The organism is Pseudomonas sp. G3-19, from assembly GCF_054855875.1.
In genome coordinates this window covers 5,807,260-5,822,947 of record NZ_JBMPIQ010000003.1, presented here as the reverse complement: position 1 = coordinate 5,822,947, position 15,688 = coordinate 5,807,260, and the positions used below count along the sequence as shown (strand labels likewise).

The following is a 15,688-nucleotide window of genomic DNA, read 5'->3' as shown; positions in this document are numbered from 1 at the left end:
AATCAACAGGCAAAGCGATCCCCGCCTGGCCAAAACACGGGGCCAAGTGAGAGAACAAGCAAAAAGGGGGGATAAATGCGCGCCTCGGTCAGAACGTCCAAAGCGTGGCAAAAACGATCGCAGAACCGCTGGCGAATAGTTTGTTCGATCCCTCGAAATCACAATTTGATATCAATTTGATGGCGCGATGGTAGATTGCCATCATTCTGGCGTCAATAAGTCGTACAGCGTCTTTTACAACAACCGCTCTAACCCGTGGCTTTCCTCAAGAGGTCTGCTTTTCAGGGGAAGATCGCGACCGTTCGGTCACTCTAAATGGACTGGTAAAAACACTGGAACTGAACTTTTCACCGCCCGAAACCCTCCACCGATCAACCCGCCCTACCCGGAACGGAGGCCTGCCCCCATGAAAACCCTGCTCAAGCTCACCCTCGCCGCCACCCTAGCCTGCGCCCTGCCGGTCTGGGCCTGCACACCAGAAGAGGCCACTGCCAAACGCGAACAACTGGCCAAGGAAGTTTCCAGACTCACCGAACAGAATCCGGCCAAGGCCAAGGAAATCAATGCCGAGTTGCAGAAGATGGACTTGGGCACGGCCAGCGCCGATCTGCCAGACAAGTGCCAGTTGATTGATCAGCGCTTGAAGGAACTGGACTCGGCTGAGAAAAAAGCCGACAGCTAAAAGCAAGATCAAAAGATCGCAGCCTTCGGCAGCTCCTACACCAGACCCTGTAGGAGCTGCCGAAGGCTGCGATCTTTTGATCTTAAAAATGCATTTGTGCATTTATTTTCTTGCACAAACGCATATCCTGGCTAAGGTTACATCGAGCAAGGAGATCGGCACCGTTCATCGCAGATGAAAACCGTTAACCACCGATCGCTCGGCAATACCGCAACACAATCACAAGCTGGACGCTTGTTTTCATTCATGGAGGACTGAAAAAATGTTAACCACTCAAGCAACATCGTTCACCGGCGAGAGCCTGCCAAGATGCCTTGTTGGCCACCTGATCGACCCGCAACTGGTCGAGGTTGAAGCCACTGCGCAAACGGCGGCACTGGCCGCTGCCAACCTTAACTTCACGATGCAGAAACAAACTCAGACCAATTGGTGCTGGGCCGCTGTTTCCGCTTCGGTCGGCAACTACTACGGCACCGGGTCATGGACCCAGTGCGGCGTCGCCAGCACCCAACTGGACCGCAATTGCTGCAGCCAGCCGGGGCCGTGCAACGTCTACGGCTATCTGGATTCGGCCCTGCAGACCACCCGCAGCTATAACGGGATGAATCAGGGTTCGCTGCAGATGTCGGCCATTCAGAACCAGATCAACATGGGCCGCCCGGTCGGCCTGCGTTGTGCCTGGTATGGTGGCGGTGCGCACTTCCTGGCGATCTACGGCACCAACGGCAACTACGTGCTGATCGCCGACTCGATCTACGGTTACTCGACCCGCGCGCTGAACTCCTTCCCGGGTTCGTACAACGGCGGCGGCAACTGGACTCACACTTACTTCACCGCGAAAAACTAGGAGGGCGACATCATGCAACTGACTTATCCAAAGGCGCCTTCCAACGGCGTACAGACTTTGCGTCCGGTGCTGCAAGCCGCGCTGCAAAACCAGGGCTTCGGCATCAACCGCCAGTTCGCCAACGCGACACCGGCCAAAGTCAGCCTCAGCGAAGCCTATCGCGGCTACTCGCTGACACTCGACGACCTGAGCCAAGGCAAGGGTCTGAAAGACGCACGTATCGGCGATTGGCATTACCTGGTGTTTGCCGACGGCGTAAGCATTGCCGATGCGCAACTGGCCGAGGTGCGTGGCCATGTCGAGTTCGCTTCGCTGAACCACGGCACCCGGGCCGCCGACACCGTGGGCGCGTTGAAACTGGCGGAACAGGCGCCGCAATTGCAGGGCAAAAGCGTTGAATTGCGCGTGCTGTTTGTCTCGGCACTGCACGTCGTGGCGATCTGGCTGCACGCTGACGGTGAAGATGTACTGATCCCGATCGAGCCGACGCCGAAAGAGCTCGGGAACTCGCGGCTGTACAGCGAAGCCGCGTTGCTCGCGCAGCTCAAACCGGCGGCAGATCGCGCCAAACAGCGCTTTGACGCAGACACCAGCGGACAGTTGGGGAGCTGACAAACCCTGCGCATAAAAAAACCCGGACACTGTCCGGGTTTTTTATTGCCTGCGAAAACGCCTTACTCAGCCGCTGGCTCAGCCGGCTTGCGACGCTTGAGCGGGGCCATGCCGTCGCTGCTCACCAGCGAATCCGGCTTCGGACGGTTGGCGCTCTTGCGCTTGGTCGGGGTCTTGGCGGCGGTCTTCTTCTTGTCGCCCTTGGCGTCGGTCTTTTTCTTCTTCACCCCGACAGCCTTGCCCGAGGCCTTGACCTTCTTCGGCCCGCCGTAGGTGCCTTTGACTTCCTTGATGGTGCGGCGCTCGAAGCTCTGCTTGAGGTAGCGCTCGATGCTCGACATCAGGTTCCAGTCGCCGTGGCAGATCAGCGAGATCGCCAGACCGTCGTTGCCTGCGCGGCCGGTACGACCGATGCGGTGCACGTATTCGTCGCCGCTGCGTGGCATGTCGAAGTTGATCACCAGATCCAGGCCATCAACGTCCAGACCACGGGCCGCGACGTCGGTCGCTACCAGAATCTTCACGCCGCCCTGCTTCAGACGGTCGATCGCCAGTTTGCGATCCTTCTGGTCTTTCTCGCCGTGCAGCACGAACGCCTTGTATTCCTGAGCCACGAGGCGGCCGTAAATGCGGTCGGCCATGGCCCGGGTGTTGGTGAAGACGATGGCCTTCTGGTAGGTCTCGTTGGCCAGCAGCCAGTTCACAATCTGCTCTTTGTGCTGATTGTGGTCGGCGGTGATGATTTGCTGGCGGGTGGTCGAGTTCAGTTGGCTGACCGCGTTGAGCTGCAGGTGCTCAGGGTTGTTCAGCACCTTGGCGATCATCTCGCGCAGGCCGGAACCACCGGTGGTGGCGGAGAACAGCATGGTCTGCTGACGGTTCGGGCATTCGTCGACCAGACGTTGCACGTCTTCGGCGAAGCCCATGTCGAGCATACGGTCGGCTTCGTCGAGCACCAGCACTTCGACTTCTTTCAGGTCGAGGTTGCCGGCGTTGAGTTGCTCGATCATCCGGCCCGGCGTACCGATCAGGATGTCCGGCACCTTGCGCAGCATCGCGGCCTGCACCTTGAAGTCTTCACCGCCGGTGATCAGGCCGGACTTGATGAAGGTGAACTGCGAGAAGCGTTCAACTTCTTTCAGGGTCTGCTGGGCCAGTTCGCGGGTCGGCAGCAGGATCAGGGTCTTGATGCTGACGCGGATCTTCGCCGGGCCGATCAGGCGGTTGAGGATCGGCAGGACAAAAGCGGCGGTCTTGCCGCTACCGGTTTGCGCCGTCACCCGCAGGTCACGCCCCTGGAGCGCCAGCGGAATGGCCGCTGCTTGCACAGGCGTTGGCTCGACAAATTTCAGCTCGGCCACGGCTTTGAGCAGGCGTTCGTGCAGGGCGAATTGGGAAAACACGGGTGCTACCTCGAAGATATGCAAAAAAACAGCTGCATAGGTTACCGGTTTCGAGCGCTCAGGCCGAGTTTCTTTATACAAACGGGCGTAATCAGTGGCTTTTTTGTTGCTCGATTTGTCTCCAACGGTAATACACAGCGTCTTAAATGCTCTAATCGCCCATCGCGTCTTACAGAAGAATCGTTGCTCACATGGATTTCAAACAGCTCTGGCTCAACGCCCAAGACCTCTGGGGTGCCCTCGAACAGCACCCGTTCCTGCAATCCGGCCTGGCGCTGATGCTGCTATTGGTGATCGCGCTGGTCCTCGGACGAGTGGCACGCTATCTGATCCTGCATGCCAGCCGCATGCTCGGGCGCCAGCCGGCCCTGCACTGGATCAACGACTTTCGCCACAACAAGGTGTTTCAACGTCTGGCGCAGATGACCCCGTCGCTGGTGATCCAGTTCGGCCTGCACCTGGTGCCGGAACTGAGCAAAACCGCGATGACTTTCCTCGGCAACGTGGCGCTGTCCTTCACCATCCTGTTCCTGCTGCTGTCGGTCAGCGCCCTGCTCAATGCGCTGCTGGACATCTACGCCCGCACCGAACACGCCCGCACCCGCTCGATCAAGGGCTATGTGCAACTGGCGAAAATGGTCTTGTACGTGTTTGGTGCGATCATCATCGTCGCCACCCTCATCGACCGTTCGCCGCTGTTGCTGCTCTCCGGTCTGGGTGCGATGTCGGCGGTGATTCTGTTGGTCTACAAGGACACGTTGCTGTCGTTCGTTGCCAGCGTGCAACTGACCAGCAACGACATGCTGCGGGTCGGCGACTGGATCGAAATGCCGCAAGTCGGCGCCGATGGCGACGTGGTCGACATCACTTTGCACACGGTCAAGGTGCAGAACTTCGACAAGACCATCGTCTCGATCCCGACCTGGCGCCTGATGTCCGAGTCGTTCCGCAACTGGCGCGGCATGCAACAGTCCGGCGGGCGACGGATCAAGCGCAGCCTGTTCATCGACGCCAGCGGCGTGCGATTCATCCGCGATGATGAAGAGGAAAAGCTCTCTCAGGTACACCTGCTGACCGGCTACATGGGCCGCAAGAAAGCCGAACTCAAGGCGTGGAACGAGGCGCAAGGAAACGTCGCGGCGATGTCGGCCAACCGCCGGCGCATGACCAACATCGGCACCTTCCGCGCTTATGCGCTGGCGTATTTGAAGAGTCACCCGGAGGTGCAGCCGAACATGACCTGCATGGTGCGGCAGATGCAGACCACGGCGCAGGGAATTCCGCTGGAAATCTACTGCTTCACGACCACCACGGTGTGGGCCGATTACGAGCGGATTCAGGGGGATATTTTCGATTATCTGCTGGCGGTGCTGCCGGAGTTCGGTTTGAGCCTGTATCAGCAGCCGAGTGGCGGGGATTTGCGTTCGGGGTTGTTGCCGGCTGTACTCGGCTCAGCGCACATACCAGAACCACAAAAACACCTCCTATAACCCCACAGATCAAAACTGTGGGAGCGGGCTTGCTCGCGAAGGCGTCAGGTCAGTCAACATAATCGTTGAATGACACACCGCTTTCGCGAGCAAGCCCGCTCCCACAGGGGTTATGCGGTGGCTTGAGTTTTGCGGATGCCCAACCGGCTGATCCACACCGCCGCCAGAATCACACTCCCGCCCAGCAACAACCGTCCCAGTTCCTCATGCTGATTCCAGATCAGCAGGTTCAGCAGCAAGCCCACCGGCACATGCAGGTTGTTCATCACCGCCAGCGTGCCGCCGTTAACCATGCACGCGCCCTTGTTCCACCAGTACATCCCCAGCGCCGTCGAGACCAGACCGAGGAACAGCAACACGCCCCATTGCAACGGCGCTTCGGGCAGGAAGTTGGACTTGCCGAACAGCAGAAACGCCGGCAACACCACCGCCAACGCGCCGAGATAGAAGAAGCCGAAACGTCGGTAGTGCGGCAGATCACTCGGGTGTTTTGCCACCAGATGCTTGTACAGCACCTGCCCTGCGGCGTAGGTGAAGTTGGCCAGTTGCAGCAGCAAAAAGCCCATGAAGAAATCCGGGTTGATCCGGTCAAAACGAATCACCGCCGCACCGCCCACCGCTACCAACGCGGCCACCAGCGCCCACGGATTGAAGCGGCGGTTCAGCGCATCTTCGATCAGCGTCACGTGCAGCGGCGTGAGGATCGTGAACAGCAACACCTCCGGCACCGTCAGCACACGGAAGCTCAGGTACAGGCAAACGTAGGTGATGCCGAACTGCAACGCGCCGATCAGCAGCATGCCGCGCATGAACGAAGGCTCCACCGAGCGCCAGCGGGTCAACGGAATGAACACCAGCCCGGCCAGCACCACGCGCACCAGCACTGCAAAGTAGCTGTCGACATGCCCGGCGAGGTATTCGCCGATCAGACTGAAGGAAAACGCCTGGATCAGCGTGACAAAAAGTAGATAGCCCATGGTCGCCTCTGTTTCGAATGGCGGCGACGATAGCGGTTTTTGCGCCAGACCGCGAACCTCAGGCAACACTGAACCCTGTGGGAGCGAGCTTGCTCGCGAAGGCATCGTGTCAGTCGACGAATAGTTGACTGACACACCGCCTTCGCGAGCAAGCCCGCTCCCACAGGGGTTACACGTTGCTCAGATAATCCCAGGCAAAAAAAAGCCCGATCTCGCTAAAGCGTTCAATCGGGCTACAGCACTCAGGAGCAACAAGTGCAAAGGGAGGTTCGATGCGCGTAGAGCCTTGAAGGGGTTGCGCCAGGTCACTTAAACAAGCGGCGATTATCTGGCGATTAACATATCAAGCGACCTGGGACAGTTTGGCGTTGGCCTGATTCAGGCCCTTCTCCTGGAAGTCGCCGCCCAGGTTCATGCCTTCGGCGTGAATGAAGGTCACGTCGTGGATGCCGATGAAACCCATGACCTGACGCAGGTACGGTTCCTGATGGTCGGCCGGGCCGCCGGCGTAGATGCCGCCGCGAGCGGTCAGCACGTAGGCACGTTTGCCGCTGAGCAGGCCTTGCGGGCCGGTTTCGGTGTACTTGAAGGTCACGCCGGCACGCAGCACGTGGTCGAGCCAGGCCTTGAGGGTGCTCGGGATCGCGAAGTTGTACATCGGCGCAGCCATCACCAGTACGTCGGCAGCGAGCAGCTCGTCGGTCAATTCGTTGGAGCGCTCCAGCGACGATTGTTCGCTGGCGTTGCGCTGCTCGGCAGGCTTCATCCAGCCGCCCAGCAGGTTGGCGTCCAGGTGTGGAACGGGATTCACGGCGAGGTCACGCACGGTGATCTGATCGTTGGGATGCGCCGCTTTCCACTGACCAATGAAGGTCTGGGTCAGTTGACGGGAAACCGAATCTTGCTGGCGGGCGCTGCTTTCGATGATCAGAACGCGGGACATGGTGTGTAGTCTCCATCCGAGAATGTTGTAGGTCGATGGAGTGAAGGTTAAACAGGGTCGTATCGATGAAAAAGCGCAAATAATTGCTGCAAAGCATCGAATAATTCGTTTAGATGCACTTGCCGCCTGTGGGAGCGAGCTTGCTCGCGAAAGCGGTGTGTCATTCAACAATGATGTCGACTGAAACGGCCAATTCGCGAGCAAGCTCGCTCCCACAAGGGATTGACGGTGTTATTTCGGGCTGCAGCTCAAATCGATGCGCAGCCTGATGATCTCGCGGGAGAACTTGGCCGTGGCATTCGTATGCTTGCGGGCCGGGACTTCGATGTTGCGCGTACGCGGTGCTTCCGGACCATTGTTGAAAACGACTTTGCAGGTCGCGTCGACATCACCGTAGTTGGCGACCCGGATGGAGCCGATGTCTTTGTCGGTGTCGAAGGTCTCGTAGTCGATCTTCAAGCCATTGAGGTTCTTCTGCACATCGATCGGGTAAGCAAACGCAGTCAGCGGCAGCAACGCGAGCACCACACAACAGAATTTTTTCATTCGCCAGTCTCCATGAGGGACGGCCAGCTTAGGACAAGAGGAGCTATTGATGAAAGCGCCCCGCGTGACCCTTGATCAATGGCGAACATTGCAGGCCGTGGTCGACCACGGTGGTTTCGCCCAGGCCGCCGAGGTTTTGCACCGTTCGCAATCTTCGGTGAGTTACACCGTCGCCCGCATGCAGGACCAGCTCGGCGTGCCGTTGCTGCGCATTGACGGTCGTAAAGCGGTGCTCACCGAAGCCGGCGGTGTGCTGCTGCGCCGCTCGCGACAACTGGTGAAACAGGCCAGCCAACTGGAAGACCTCGCCCATCACATGGAGCAAGGCTGGGAGGCAGAGGTGCGGCTGGTGGTCGATGCGGCCTACCCGAGCGCCCGTATCGTCCGGGCGCTGACCGCGTTCATGCCGCAGAGTCGCGGCTGCCGCGTGCGTCTGCGCGAAGAAGTGCTGTCGGGGGTCGAGGAAGTCTTGCTCGAAGGCGTCGCCGATCTGGCGATCACCGGCCTGAGCATTCCCGGCTACCTCGGTGCGGAATTGAGCGACGTCGAGTTCGTCGCCGTCGCCCACCCGGATCACGCCCTGCATCGGCTCAACCGCGAGCTGAGCTTCCAGGACCTGGAAACCCAGATGCAGGTGGTGATCCGCGACTCCGGCCGCCAGCAACCACGCGACGTCGGCTGGCTCGGCGCCGAACAGCGCTGGACCGTCGGCAGCCTCGCCACGGCTGCCACGTTCGTCAGCAGCGGCCTGGGCTTTGCCTGGCTGCCACGGCACATGATCGAACGGGAATTGAAGGAAGGCACGCTCAAGCTGCTACCGTTGGATCAGGGTGGCAGCCGCAACCCGAGCTTCTATCTGTATTCGAACAAGGACAAACCGCTGGGCCCGGCCACACAAATCCTCATCGAACTGTTGCGTACCTTCGACACTTTGCCGCTTGACGCACCGTTCGCCGCCCCCGAGCAAGCCTGACACGGAGTTCACCGATGGCCTATTTCGAACATGAAGGTTGCAACCTGCACTACGAGGAATATGGCCACGGCACCCCGTTGCTACTGGTTCACGGACTGGGTTCGAGCACCCTGGACTGGGAAATGCAGATCCCGGCGCTGTCGGCGCACTACCGGGTGATCGTTCCGGATATACGTGGTCACGGTCGCTCGGACAAACCTCGCGAGCGCTACAGCATCGCCGGGTTCAGCGCCGATCTGCTGGCGTTGATCGAACACCTGAAACTCGGCCCGGTGCATTACGTCGGGCTGTCGATGGGCGGGATGATCGGCTTTCAGTTCGGCGTCGATCAGCCGCAAATGCTGAAAAGCCTGACCATCGTCAACAGCGCCCCCGAGGTCAAACTGCGCAGCCGCGACGATTACTGGCAGTGGTTCAAGCGCTGGAGCCTGATGCGCGTGCTCAGCCTCGCGACCATTGGCAAGGCATTAGGCGGCAAACTGTTCCCGAAACCCGAGCAGGCTGATCTGCGGCAGAAAATGGCCGAACGCTGGGCAAAAAACGACAAACGTGCTTATCTCGCCAGCTTCGATGCGATTGTTGGCTGGGGCGTCCAGGAACGACTTTCCCGGGTGACCTGTCCAACCCTCATCGTGACTGCCGACCGTGACTACACGCCGGTAGCACTGAAAGAAACCTATGTAAAACTGCTGCCCGATGCGCGGCTGGTGGTCATCGCCGACTCGCGCCACGCCACCCCGCTCGATCAACCCGAACACTTCAACCAAACGCTGCTGGAGTTTCTCGCCGCAGCCGACATTCAATCTCAGGATCACTGACCCATGCTGAAAAAACTCGCCCTCGCCGCCGGCACCGTGCTGTTTGCTGCCAACCTGATGGCTGCCACCCCGGCCAAAGCACCGCACGTGCTGCTGGACACTACCAACGGCCAGATCGAAATCGAACTGGACCCGGTCAAGGCGCCAATCAGTACCAAAAACTTTCTGGATTACGTCAACAGCGGTTTTTACACCAACACCATTTTCCACCGCGTGATCCCGGGCTTCATGGCTCAGGGCGGCGGTTTCACGCCACAGATGCAGCAGAAAGAAACCAAGGCGCCGATCAAGAACGAAGCCAGCAACGGTCTGCATAACGTTCGCGGCACTTTGTCGATGGCCCGTACCTCCAACCCTGATTCGGCCACCAGCCAGTTCTTCATCAACGTCGCCGACAACGCCTTCCTCGATCCGGGCCGTGATGCCGGTTACGCGGTATTCGCCAAAGTGGTCAAAGGCATGGACGTGGTCGACATCATCGTCAACTCGCAAACCACCACCAAACAGGGCATGCAAAACGTGCCTGTCGACCCTGTGATCATCAAGTCGGCCAAAGTCATCGACTAAGCTGTACAGGGCGTTTCGAGCGGCGCTGGCCTGAAGCCACGCCGCTCACACCGATAAAAGGAGAGCCCGGCATCCGGGCGGTTATCTGATGCTCTATCGCCGTTTCGAACAACTGATCGACATATTCCGCGACGCCCCCACGGCCTCCCCTCCGGATCGTGTCTGGCCCTTCTATACCTATTACCTCAAGCAGGTCTGGCCGAGTTTCGCCGCCCTGCTCGTCGTCGGCCTGTTTGCCGCGTTGATCGAAGTCGCGCTGTTCAGCTACCTGAGCCGCATCATCGACCTGGCCCAAGGCACGTCCAACCCGAATTTCTTCAGCGACCACGCCCTCGAACTGACGTGGATGGTGGTAGTCGCCCTGGTACTGCGGCCGATCTTTTTCGGCCTGCACGACCTGCTGGTGCATCAGACCCTCAGCCCCGGCATGACCAGCATGATCCGCTGGCAGAACCACAGTTACGTGCTCAAGCAGAGCCTGAATTTCTTCCAGAACGACTTCGCCGGGCGCATCGCCCAACGCATCATGCAGACCGGCAACTCGCTGCGCGATTCGGCGGTGCAAGCGGTGGATGCGCTGTGGCATGTGGTGATCTACGCGATCAGTTCGCTGGTGCTGTTCGCCGAAGCCGACTGGCGCCTGATGATCCCGCTGCTGACGTGGATCGCTGCCTACATCGGCGCGCTGTACTACTTCGTGCCGCGGGTGAAAGAGCGTTCGGTGGAAGCTTCCGACGCGCGCTCGAAACTGATGGGGCGGATCGTCGACGGCTACACCAACATCGCCACCCTGAAGCTGTTCGCCCACACCAATTTCGAACAGCACTACGCCAAGGAAGCCATCGAAGAACAGACGGTCAAGGCGCAGATGGCCGGCCGCGTGGTGACCAGCATGGACGTGGCGATCACCACCATGAACGGCCTGTTGATCGTCGGCACCACCGCGCTGGCGCTGTGGCTGTGGACGCAGTCGCTGATCACCGTCGGTGCTATCGCCCTGGCCACCGGTCTGGTGATTCGTATCGTCAATATGTCCGGCTGGATCATGTGGGTAGTCACCGGCATCTTCGAAAACATCGGCATGGTCCAGGACGGTCTGCAGACCATCTCGCAACCGGTCAGCGTCACTGATCGCGAGCAGGCCAAACCGCTGGCCGTGGCTCGTGGCGAAGTGCGTTTCGAGCACGTGGATTTTCACTACGGCAAGAAGAAAGGCATCATCGGCGACCTCAACCTGACCATTAAACCCGGCGAGAAAATCGGCCTGATCGGGCCATCCGGCGCCGGCAAATCGACCTTGGTCAACCTGCTGCTGCGCCTGTATGACGTAGAGGGCGGACGGATCCTGATCGATGGGCAGAACATCGCTGAAGTCGGCCAGGAAAGCCTGCGCGCACGCATCGGCATGATCACGCAGGACACCTCCCTGCTGCACCGCTCGATCCGCGACAACTTGCTGTATGGCAAGCCTGACGCCACCGACGCCGAACTCTGGGACGCGGTGCACAAGGCCCGCGCCGACGAGTTCATTCCGCTGCTGTCGGACGCTGAGGGCCGTACCGGTTTCGACGCGCACGTCGGCGAACGCGGGGTGAAACTGTCCGGCGGTCAGCGCCAGCGCATTGCGATTGCCCGGGTGCTGCTCAAGGACGCGCCGATCCTGATCATGGACGAAGCAACCTCGGCACTCGACTCGGAAGTCGAAGCGGCGATCCAGGAAAGCCTGGAAACCCTGATGCAAGGCAAAACCGTGATCGCCATTGCTCACCGTCTCTCGACCATCGCTCGCATGGATCGGCTGGTAGTGCTGGAAAACGGCAAGATCGCCGAGAGCGGTACCCACGCCGAACTGCTGGCGCATCGCGGATTGTATGCGCGGTTGTGGGCGCACCAGACCGGGGGATTTGTCGGGATCGATTGATCATTGAATCAATACAACTCCAATGTGGGAGGGGGCTTGCTCCCGAAAGCGGGGTGTCAGTACCGAACATTTGTCTGACACACCGCATTCGGGAGCAAGCCCCCTCCCACAATATATTGAGAACCGCCACAGCCCTCTAACCACGGGCTCTGGCGGTTTTTTCATGGCTGCTGGAAATCCATCCAAAGCGTGCTGTACTCAGCCAAGGTTCCAGCACGGAACCTGTCGTAAATCTGCTGGGAAGCACAACGCAATACAGTCTCGATAGCATGGGCTATCAAGGACTCTCTCATGTCTCTGTTCAAACGTTCAGTTACTGAGTTGTTGGGTACGTTCTGGCTGGTTCTGGGTGGTTGTGGCAGTGCGGTGCTCGCCGCGTCTTCGCCTCTGGGCATCGGGGTGCTGGGGGTGGCCCTGGCGTTTGGTCTGACGGTGCTGACCATGGCGTTCGCCATCGGCCACATCAGCGGATGTCATCTCAATCCGGCGGTATCGGTCGGGTTGGTGGTCGGCGGACGGTTTCCAGCAAAAGAGCTACCCGCCTACATCATCGCCCAGGTGCTCGGCGGGATACTCGCCGCCGCGCTGCTCTACTACATCGCCAGCGGCAAGGAGGGTTTCGACATCGCAGCAGGTCTGGCGTCCAATGGGTACGGCGAGCACTCGCCCGGCAAATACTCGATGGCGGCAGGCTTTGTCACCGAGCTGGTGATGACCGGGATGTTCGTGATCATCATCCTCGGCGCCACCGACAAACGCGCCCCGGCGGGCCTCGCACCGATTGCCATCGGCCTGGGGCTGACGCTGATTCACCTGATCTCGATTCCGGTCACCAACACTTCGGTCAACCCGGCTCGTAGCACCGGGCCGGCGCTGATGGTCGGCGGCTGGGCGATCGCGCAGTTGTGGATGTTCTGGGTCGCGCCGCTGATTGGTGCGGTGGTCGGTGGCGGGATTTATCGCTGGTTGGGCAAAGAAGAAACCTGAGGGGTGCCTGAGATCCCTTTGTAGGAGTGAGCCTGCTCGCGATAGCGGTGTGTCAGTCAACATCAATGGCTCTGACAGATCGCTATCGCGAGCAGGCTCACTCCTACAAAGGATCTATGTCTGGCGATAGGGCAAGGCGGTTTTCGCTTCTTCGGCGTACGCAAGGACGCCAGCACGTTCCTGTTGCAGGAAGTCTTTAACTGCGGCTTTCAGACCGGGATGACGCAGGTAGTGCCACGAGTGGGTGATCACCGGTTCAAAGCCGCGAATCAGCTTGTGCTCGCCCTGAGCGCCGGCATCAAAGCGCTGATACCCCTGGGCAATCGCATAGTCCATGCCCTGATAGAAACACGTCTCGAAATGCAGCCGGTCAAACTCGGCCAGACAGCCCCAATAACGTCCGTAGAAGCTGTCGCCTCCGACCAGACTGAAGGCCATCGCCACCGGACGTGAACCCTGTTTGGCCAGCACCACCCGAATCGCCTCCGGCATCCGCGCAGCCAGCAGACTGAAAAACTCGCGCGTCAGGTACGGCGCCTGGCGGCGCACGGCGTAGGTGTTGGCATAGCAGGCGTAGACAAAATCCCATTGCGCCTCGTCCAGCTCACGCCCTTCCAGCCATTCGAACTCGAAGCCCTGCCCCGCCACTTGCTCGCGCTCTTTACGCATTTGCTTGCGCTTGCGCGAACTGAGCGCGTCGAGAAAATCCTGGAAGTCCCGATAACCGCGATTCTGCCAGTGATACTGACAGCCGATACGTTGCAGCCAGCCCGGCTGCTCGGCCATGGCGGCATCGGTGAACGGGTCGGTGAAATTGATGTGCGCGCTGGAAAGCTCCTCGATTTCCAGATAACCCGGCAGGCTCTTGAGCAGTTCGAAACCGTCCTCGACCCGGGCGGCCAGCAAGCGTGGCCCGCTGACCGGACTGAACGGCACCGCCGTCAGCAGTTTGGGGTAGTAATCGATGCCGGCCCGGGCGCAGGCATCGGCCCAGCCGTGATCGAACACGTACTCGCCGTAGGAATGCCACTTGCGATAACTGGGCAGCGCCGCGATCAGCCGATCGTCTTCGACGTGCAGCAGATGCTCGGCTTGCCACCCCGTATGCGGGCCAACGCTGCCGCTGTCTTCAAGGGCCGAGAGAAAGGCGTGCCGCAAAAACGGCTGGTTCTCGGGCACCAGTGCATCCCAGGTCGCAGGGGCGATTTCTGACAGGCTTTGCAGGCGTTGCAACGGCATCAACTGACTCTCCACTTCCGGGCTTCAAAGCCCCGCGAGTATCGCTTATCGCTGCCCTTTGCACACGAGCAATCGGACGACAGCGCTCTAGATCAATAGTTCAGGACAACTTTGTATCGTCATCGACATGACATCACTTAGCCACTGCTCTGTCATAAACCATCGCGATACTCGCTCCTGTTTTTAGAGCGCCGGGTTCTACCCGGACACTGTTTTCCGACGTGCGCGTCGGTGTGCCCCGGATGGTTCTGCCATCCCTCTCATCTTCGGAGATTGCTATGCGTCTTGCTTCCACGAAAACTGCGGCGGCCCTGTGCGGTGGCCTGTTGCTGGCCATGAGCGTTCCGGCCAGTGCTGCAGTCGACGCCAAACTGCTCGACATGCTCAAGGCTAACGGTTCCATTTCCCAGGCGCAGTACGTAGAACTGCAAACTGAACTGGCCAAGGATCAGAAGGCTCAGCAAATCGCGCAGCAGGCGCAGCAAGAGACCAACGAGCAGATCGCGGCGACCGCGAAGAAAACCAATGAGCTGAGCTCCTTCGACCAGAAACTCGCCTGGGCCGCCAAGACCCAGTTCAAGGGCGACGTGCGTTTCCGTCAGGAGACCGTCAAGAACGATGGCGTGCCGAACAGCAAGGACCAGGACCGTCAGCGCATTCGTGCCCGTCTGGGTGCCTACACCGAAATCAACCCGCAGGTGGACACCGGTATCCGTATCGCCACCGGCAGCAGCGACGACGCCCGCTCCACCAACCAGGACCTGAACAACTACTTCGACAAGAAGCAGATCTGGCTCGACCAGGGTTACGTCGACTACCACCCTGACGCAATCAAGAACCTGCACCTGATCGCCGGTAAGATGAACCAGCCGTGGGTGAGCATGGGCGACATCATCTGGGACAGCGACATCAACCCGGAAGGCCTGGCCGTCACCTACAAGTATCCGTTGAACGGCAGCACCGAGCTGTTCGGTAGCGCCGGCCACTACACCCTCAAGGACAACGTCGACGGCGAAGGCGTGCAGTTCAAGCACGACCTGCGTCTGTACGCTGGCCAGTTGGGCGGTCGCTTCGCACTGACCGACAGCCTGAAACTGACCCTGGGTGGCAGCCTCTATTCCTACGACAATGACAAGGACAGCGCCTGCCCGACCACTGGCACCGTCACTGCGCCATGTGCCTTGGCCGTCAACGGCAACAGCCCGAACGAAACCTTCAAACTGTATGAAGGTTTTGGTCAACTGGACATCGCCAACCTGCCAGTACCGCTGTCGATCTACGGTCAGTACGTCAACAACAAAGACGCCAGCAACGACCAGGACACTGGCTGGCTGGCCGGCGTGAAAACCAAGGTTTATGGCTTCGGGATCGACTACAACTACCGCGACGTACAGCGTAACGCGGTGGTCGGTGCCTTCACCGACTCCGACTTCGCCAACGGCTACACCGGTTCGCGCGGCAGCAAGCTGAAAGTCAGCTACGAGCTGGACAAGAACTTCACCCTGGGTGCCACCTACTTCATGGCCAACTCGGACTACACCAACGCCAGCCTGAAGAAGACCGACTCCGACATCAATACGCTGCAACTGGATGCCGAAGCCAAGTTCTAAAACGCATCACCCTCTAGCCTGACGCGGGCGGGACGATCCCCATCATCCGTTCGTTTCGTCCCGCGCCGGCTAT

General features: G+C 59.6%; 15 protein-coding genes. 10 read left to right on the top strand and 5 right to left on the bottom strand.

The annotated features are described in order from the left end of the window. The first annotated feature begins 406 nt into the window (after positions 1-406). From ACOYXI_RS26625 to ACOYXI_RS26615, 3 genes are all read left to right on the top strand, one after another. Complete coding sequence (locus ACOYXI_RS26625; RefSeq protein ID WP_461675475.1) at positions 407-682, top strand: hypothetical protein; 276 nt, start codon at positions 407-409, stop codon at positions 680-682. Positions 683-944: 262 nt separating this feature from the next. Then, complete coding sequence (locus ACOYXI_RS26620; RefSeq protein WP_210557871.1) at positions 945-1,529, top strand: papain-like cysteine protease family protein; 585 nt, start codon at positions 945-947, stop codon at positions 1,527-1,529. A 12-nt stretch (positions 1,530-1,541) separates the two neighbouring features. Next, on the top strand, positions 1,542-2,141 hold the full coding sequence (locus ACOYXI_RS26615; protein ID WP_139055238.1) for a hypothetical protein: 600 nt from the start codon (positions 1,542-1,544) through the stop codon (positions 2,139-2,141). 62 nt (positions 2,142-2,203) lie between these two features. On the opposite strand, the gene ACOYXI_RS26610 is transcribed toward ACOYXI_RS26615, so the two are convergent. Next, positions 2,204-3,544: a DEAD/DEAH box helicase gene (locus ACOYXI_RS26610; protein WP_041070247.1), complete on the bottom strand. Its 1,341-nt coding sequence runs from the start codon at positions 3,542-3,544 to the stop codon at positions 2,204-2,206. A 191-nt stretch (positions 3,545-3,735) separates the two neighbouring features. On the opposite strand from ACOYXI_RS26610, the gene ACOYXI_RS26605 reads away from it, so the two are divergent. Continuing rightward, the gene (locus ACOYXI_RS26605; RefSeq protein WP_134785692.1) at positions 3,736-5,034 is read left to right on the top strand and encodes a mechanosensitive ion channel family protein; all 1,299 of its coding nucleotides are present in this window, start codon (positions 3,736-3,738) and stop codon (positions 5,032-5,034) included. A 110-nt stretch (positions 5,035-5,144) separates the two neighbouring features. On the opposite strand, the gene ACOYXI_RS26600 is transcribed toward ACOYXI_RS26605, so the two are convergent. From ACOYXI_RS26600 to ACOYXI_RS26590, 3 genes are all read right to left on the bottom strand, one after another. Then, a complete protein-coding gene (locus ACOYXI_RS26600; RefSeq protein ID WP_098967727.1) occupies positions 5,145-6,011 on the bottom strand; it encodes a carboxylate/amino acid/amine transporter in 867 nt (288 codons plus the stop codon). 343 nt (positions 6,012-6,354) lie between these two features. Beyond that, entirely contained in the window at positions 6,355-6,954 is a 600-nt protein-coding gene (locus ACOYXI_RS26595; RefSeq protein ID WP_096796629.1) for an FMN-dependent NADH-azoreductase, read from the bottom strand. A 231-nt stretch (positions 6,955-7,185) separates the two neighbouring features. Beyond that, positions 7,186-7,500, bottom strand: a complete 315-nt coding sequence (locus tag ACOYXI_RS26590) for a 3-phosphoglycerate kinase (RefSeq protein ID WP_098967723.1) — start codon at positions 7,498-7,500, stop codon at positions 7,186-7,188. Between the two features lie 49 nt (positions 7,501-7,549). Between ACOYXI_RS26590 and ACOYXI_RS26585 the strand changes: the two genes are divergently transcribed. The 5 genes from ACOYXI_RS26585 (at position 7,550) to aqpZ (ending at position 12,766) form a co-directional block, all read left to right on the top strand. After that, complete coding sequence (locus ACOYXI_RS26585; RefSeq protein ID WP_027614550.1) at positions 7,550-8,473, top strand: LysR family transcriptional regulator; 924 nt, start codon at positions 7,550-7,552, stop codon at positions 8,471-8,473. Between the two features lie 14 nt (positions 8,474-8,487). Further along, positions 8,488-9,291: an alpha/beta fold hydrolase gene (locus ACOYXI_RS26580; protein ID WP_096796627.1), complete on the top strand. Its 804-nt coding sequence runs from the start codon at positions 8,488-8,490 to the stop codon at positions 9,289-9,291. Between the two features lie 3 nt (positions 9,292-9,294). Then, the gene (locus ACOYXI_RS26575) at positions 9,295-9,858 is read left to right on the top strand and encodes a peptidylprolyl isomerase (RefSeq protein WP_095138580.1); all 564 of its coding nucleotides are present in this window, start codon (positions 9,295-9,297) and stop codon (positions 9,856-9,858) included. Between the two features lie 88 nt (positions 9,859-9,946). Then, entirely contained in the window at positions 9,947-11,779 is a 1,833-nt protein-coding gene (locus ACOYXI_RS26570) for an ABC transporter ATP-binding protein (RefSeq protein WP_461675474.1), read from the top strand. Between the two features lie 291 nt (positions 11,780-12,070). Then, positions 12,071-12,766, top strand: a complete 696-nt coding sequence (aqpZ, locus tag ACOYXI_RS26565; protein WP_134785690.1) for an aquaporin Z — start codon at positions 12,071-12,073, stop codon at positions 12,764-12,766. Positions 12,767-12,880: 114 nt separating this feature from the next. Here the strand turns inward: aqpZ and ACOYXI_RS26560 are convergent, their stop codons facing one another. Continuing rightward, positions 12,881-14,005: a GNAT family N-acetyltransferase gene (locus tag ACOYXI_RS26560; RefSeq protein ID WP_134785689.1), complete on the bottom strand. Its 1,125-nt coding sequence runs from the start codon at positions 14,003-14,005 to the stop codon at positions 12,881-12,883. Between the two features lie 278 nt (positions 14,006-14,283). On the opposite strand from ACOYXI_RS26560, the gene ACOYXI_RS26555 reads away from it, so the two are divergent. After that, positions 14,284-15,615 (top strand): putative porin, encoded by a 1,332-nt coding sequence (locus ACOYXI_RS26555; RefSeq protein WP_098967717.1) that lies wholly within the window; start codon positions 14,284-14,286, stop codon positions 15,613-15,615. The last annotated feature ends 73 nt before the right edge of the window (positions 15,616-15,688 follow it).

Coding starts and splice junctions, on each gene's coding strand:
- ACOYXI_RS26625 (WP_461675475.1), top strand. CDS start 407: ATGAAAACCCTGCTCAAGCTCACCCTCGCCGCCACCCTAGCCTGCGCC.
- ACOYXI_RS26620 (WP_210557871.1), top strand. CDS start 945: ATGTTAACCACTCAAGCAACATCGTTCACCGGCGAGAGCCTGCCAAGA.
- ACOYXI_RS26615 (WP_139055238.1), top strand. CDS start 1,542: ATGCAACTGACTTATCCAAAGGCGCCTTCCAACGGCGTACAGACTTTG.
- ACOYXI_RS26605 (WP_134785692.1), top strand. CDS start 3,736: ATGGATTTCAAACAGCTCTGGCTCAACGCCCAAGACCTCTGGGGTGCC.
- ACOYXI_RS26600 (WP_098967727.1), bottom strand. CDS start 6,011: ATGGGCTATCTACTTTTTGTCACGCTGATCCAGGCGTTTTCCTTCAGT.
- ACOYXI_RS26595 (WP_096796629.1), bottom strand. CDS start 6,954: ATGTCCCGCGTTCTGATCATCGAAAGCAGCGCCCGCCAGCAAGATTCG.
- ACOYXI_RS26590 (WP_098967723.1), bottom strand. CDS start 7,500: ATGAAAAAATTCTGTTGTGTGGTGCTCGCGTTGCTGCCGCTGACTGCG.
- ACOYXI_RS26585 (WP_027614550.1), top strand. CDS start 7,550: ATGAAAGCGCCCCGCGTGACCCTTGATCAATGGCGAACATTGCAGGCC.
- ACOYXI_RS26580 (WP_096796627.1), top strand. CDS start 8,488: ATGGCCTATTTCGAACATGAAGGTTGCAACCTGCACTACGAGGAATAT.
- ACOYXI_RS26575 (WP_095138580.1), top strand. CDS start 9,295: ATGCTGAAAAAACTCGCCCTCGCCGCCGGCACCGTGCTGTTTGCTGCC.
- ACOYXI_RS26570 (WP_461675474.1), top strand. CDS start 9,947: ATGCTCTATCGCCGTTTCGAACAACTGATCGACATATTCCGCGACGCC.
- aqpZ (WP_134785690.1), top strand. CDS start 12,071: ATGTCTCTGTTCAAACGTTCAGTTACTGAGTTGTTGGGTACGTTCTGG.
- ACOYXI_RS26560 (WP_134785689.1), bottom strand. CDS start 14,005: ATGCCGTTGCAACGCCTGCAAAGCCTGTCAGAAATCGCCCCTGCGACC.
- ACOYXI_RS26555 (WP_098967717.1), top strand. CDS start 14,284: ATGCGTCTTGCTTCCACGAAAACTGCGGCGGCCCTGTGCGGTGGCCTG.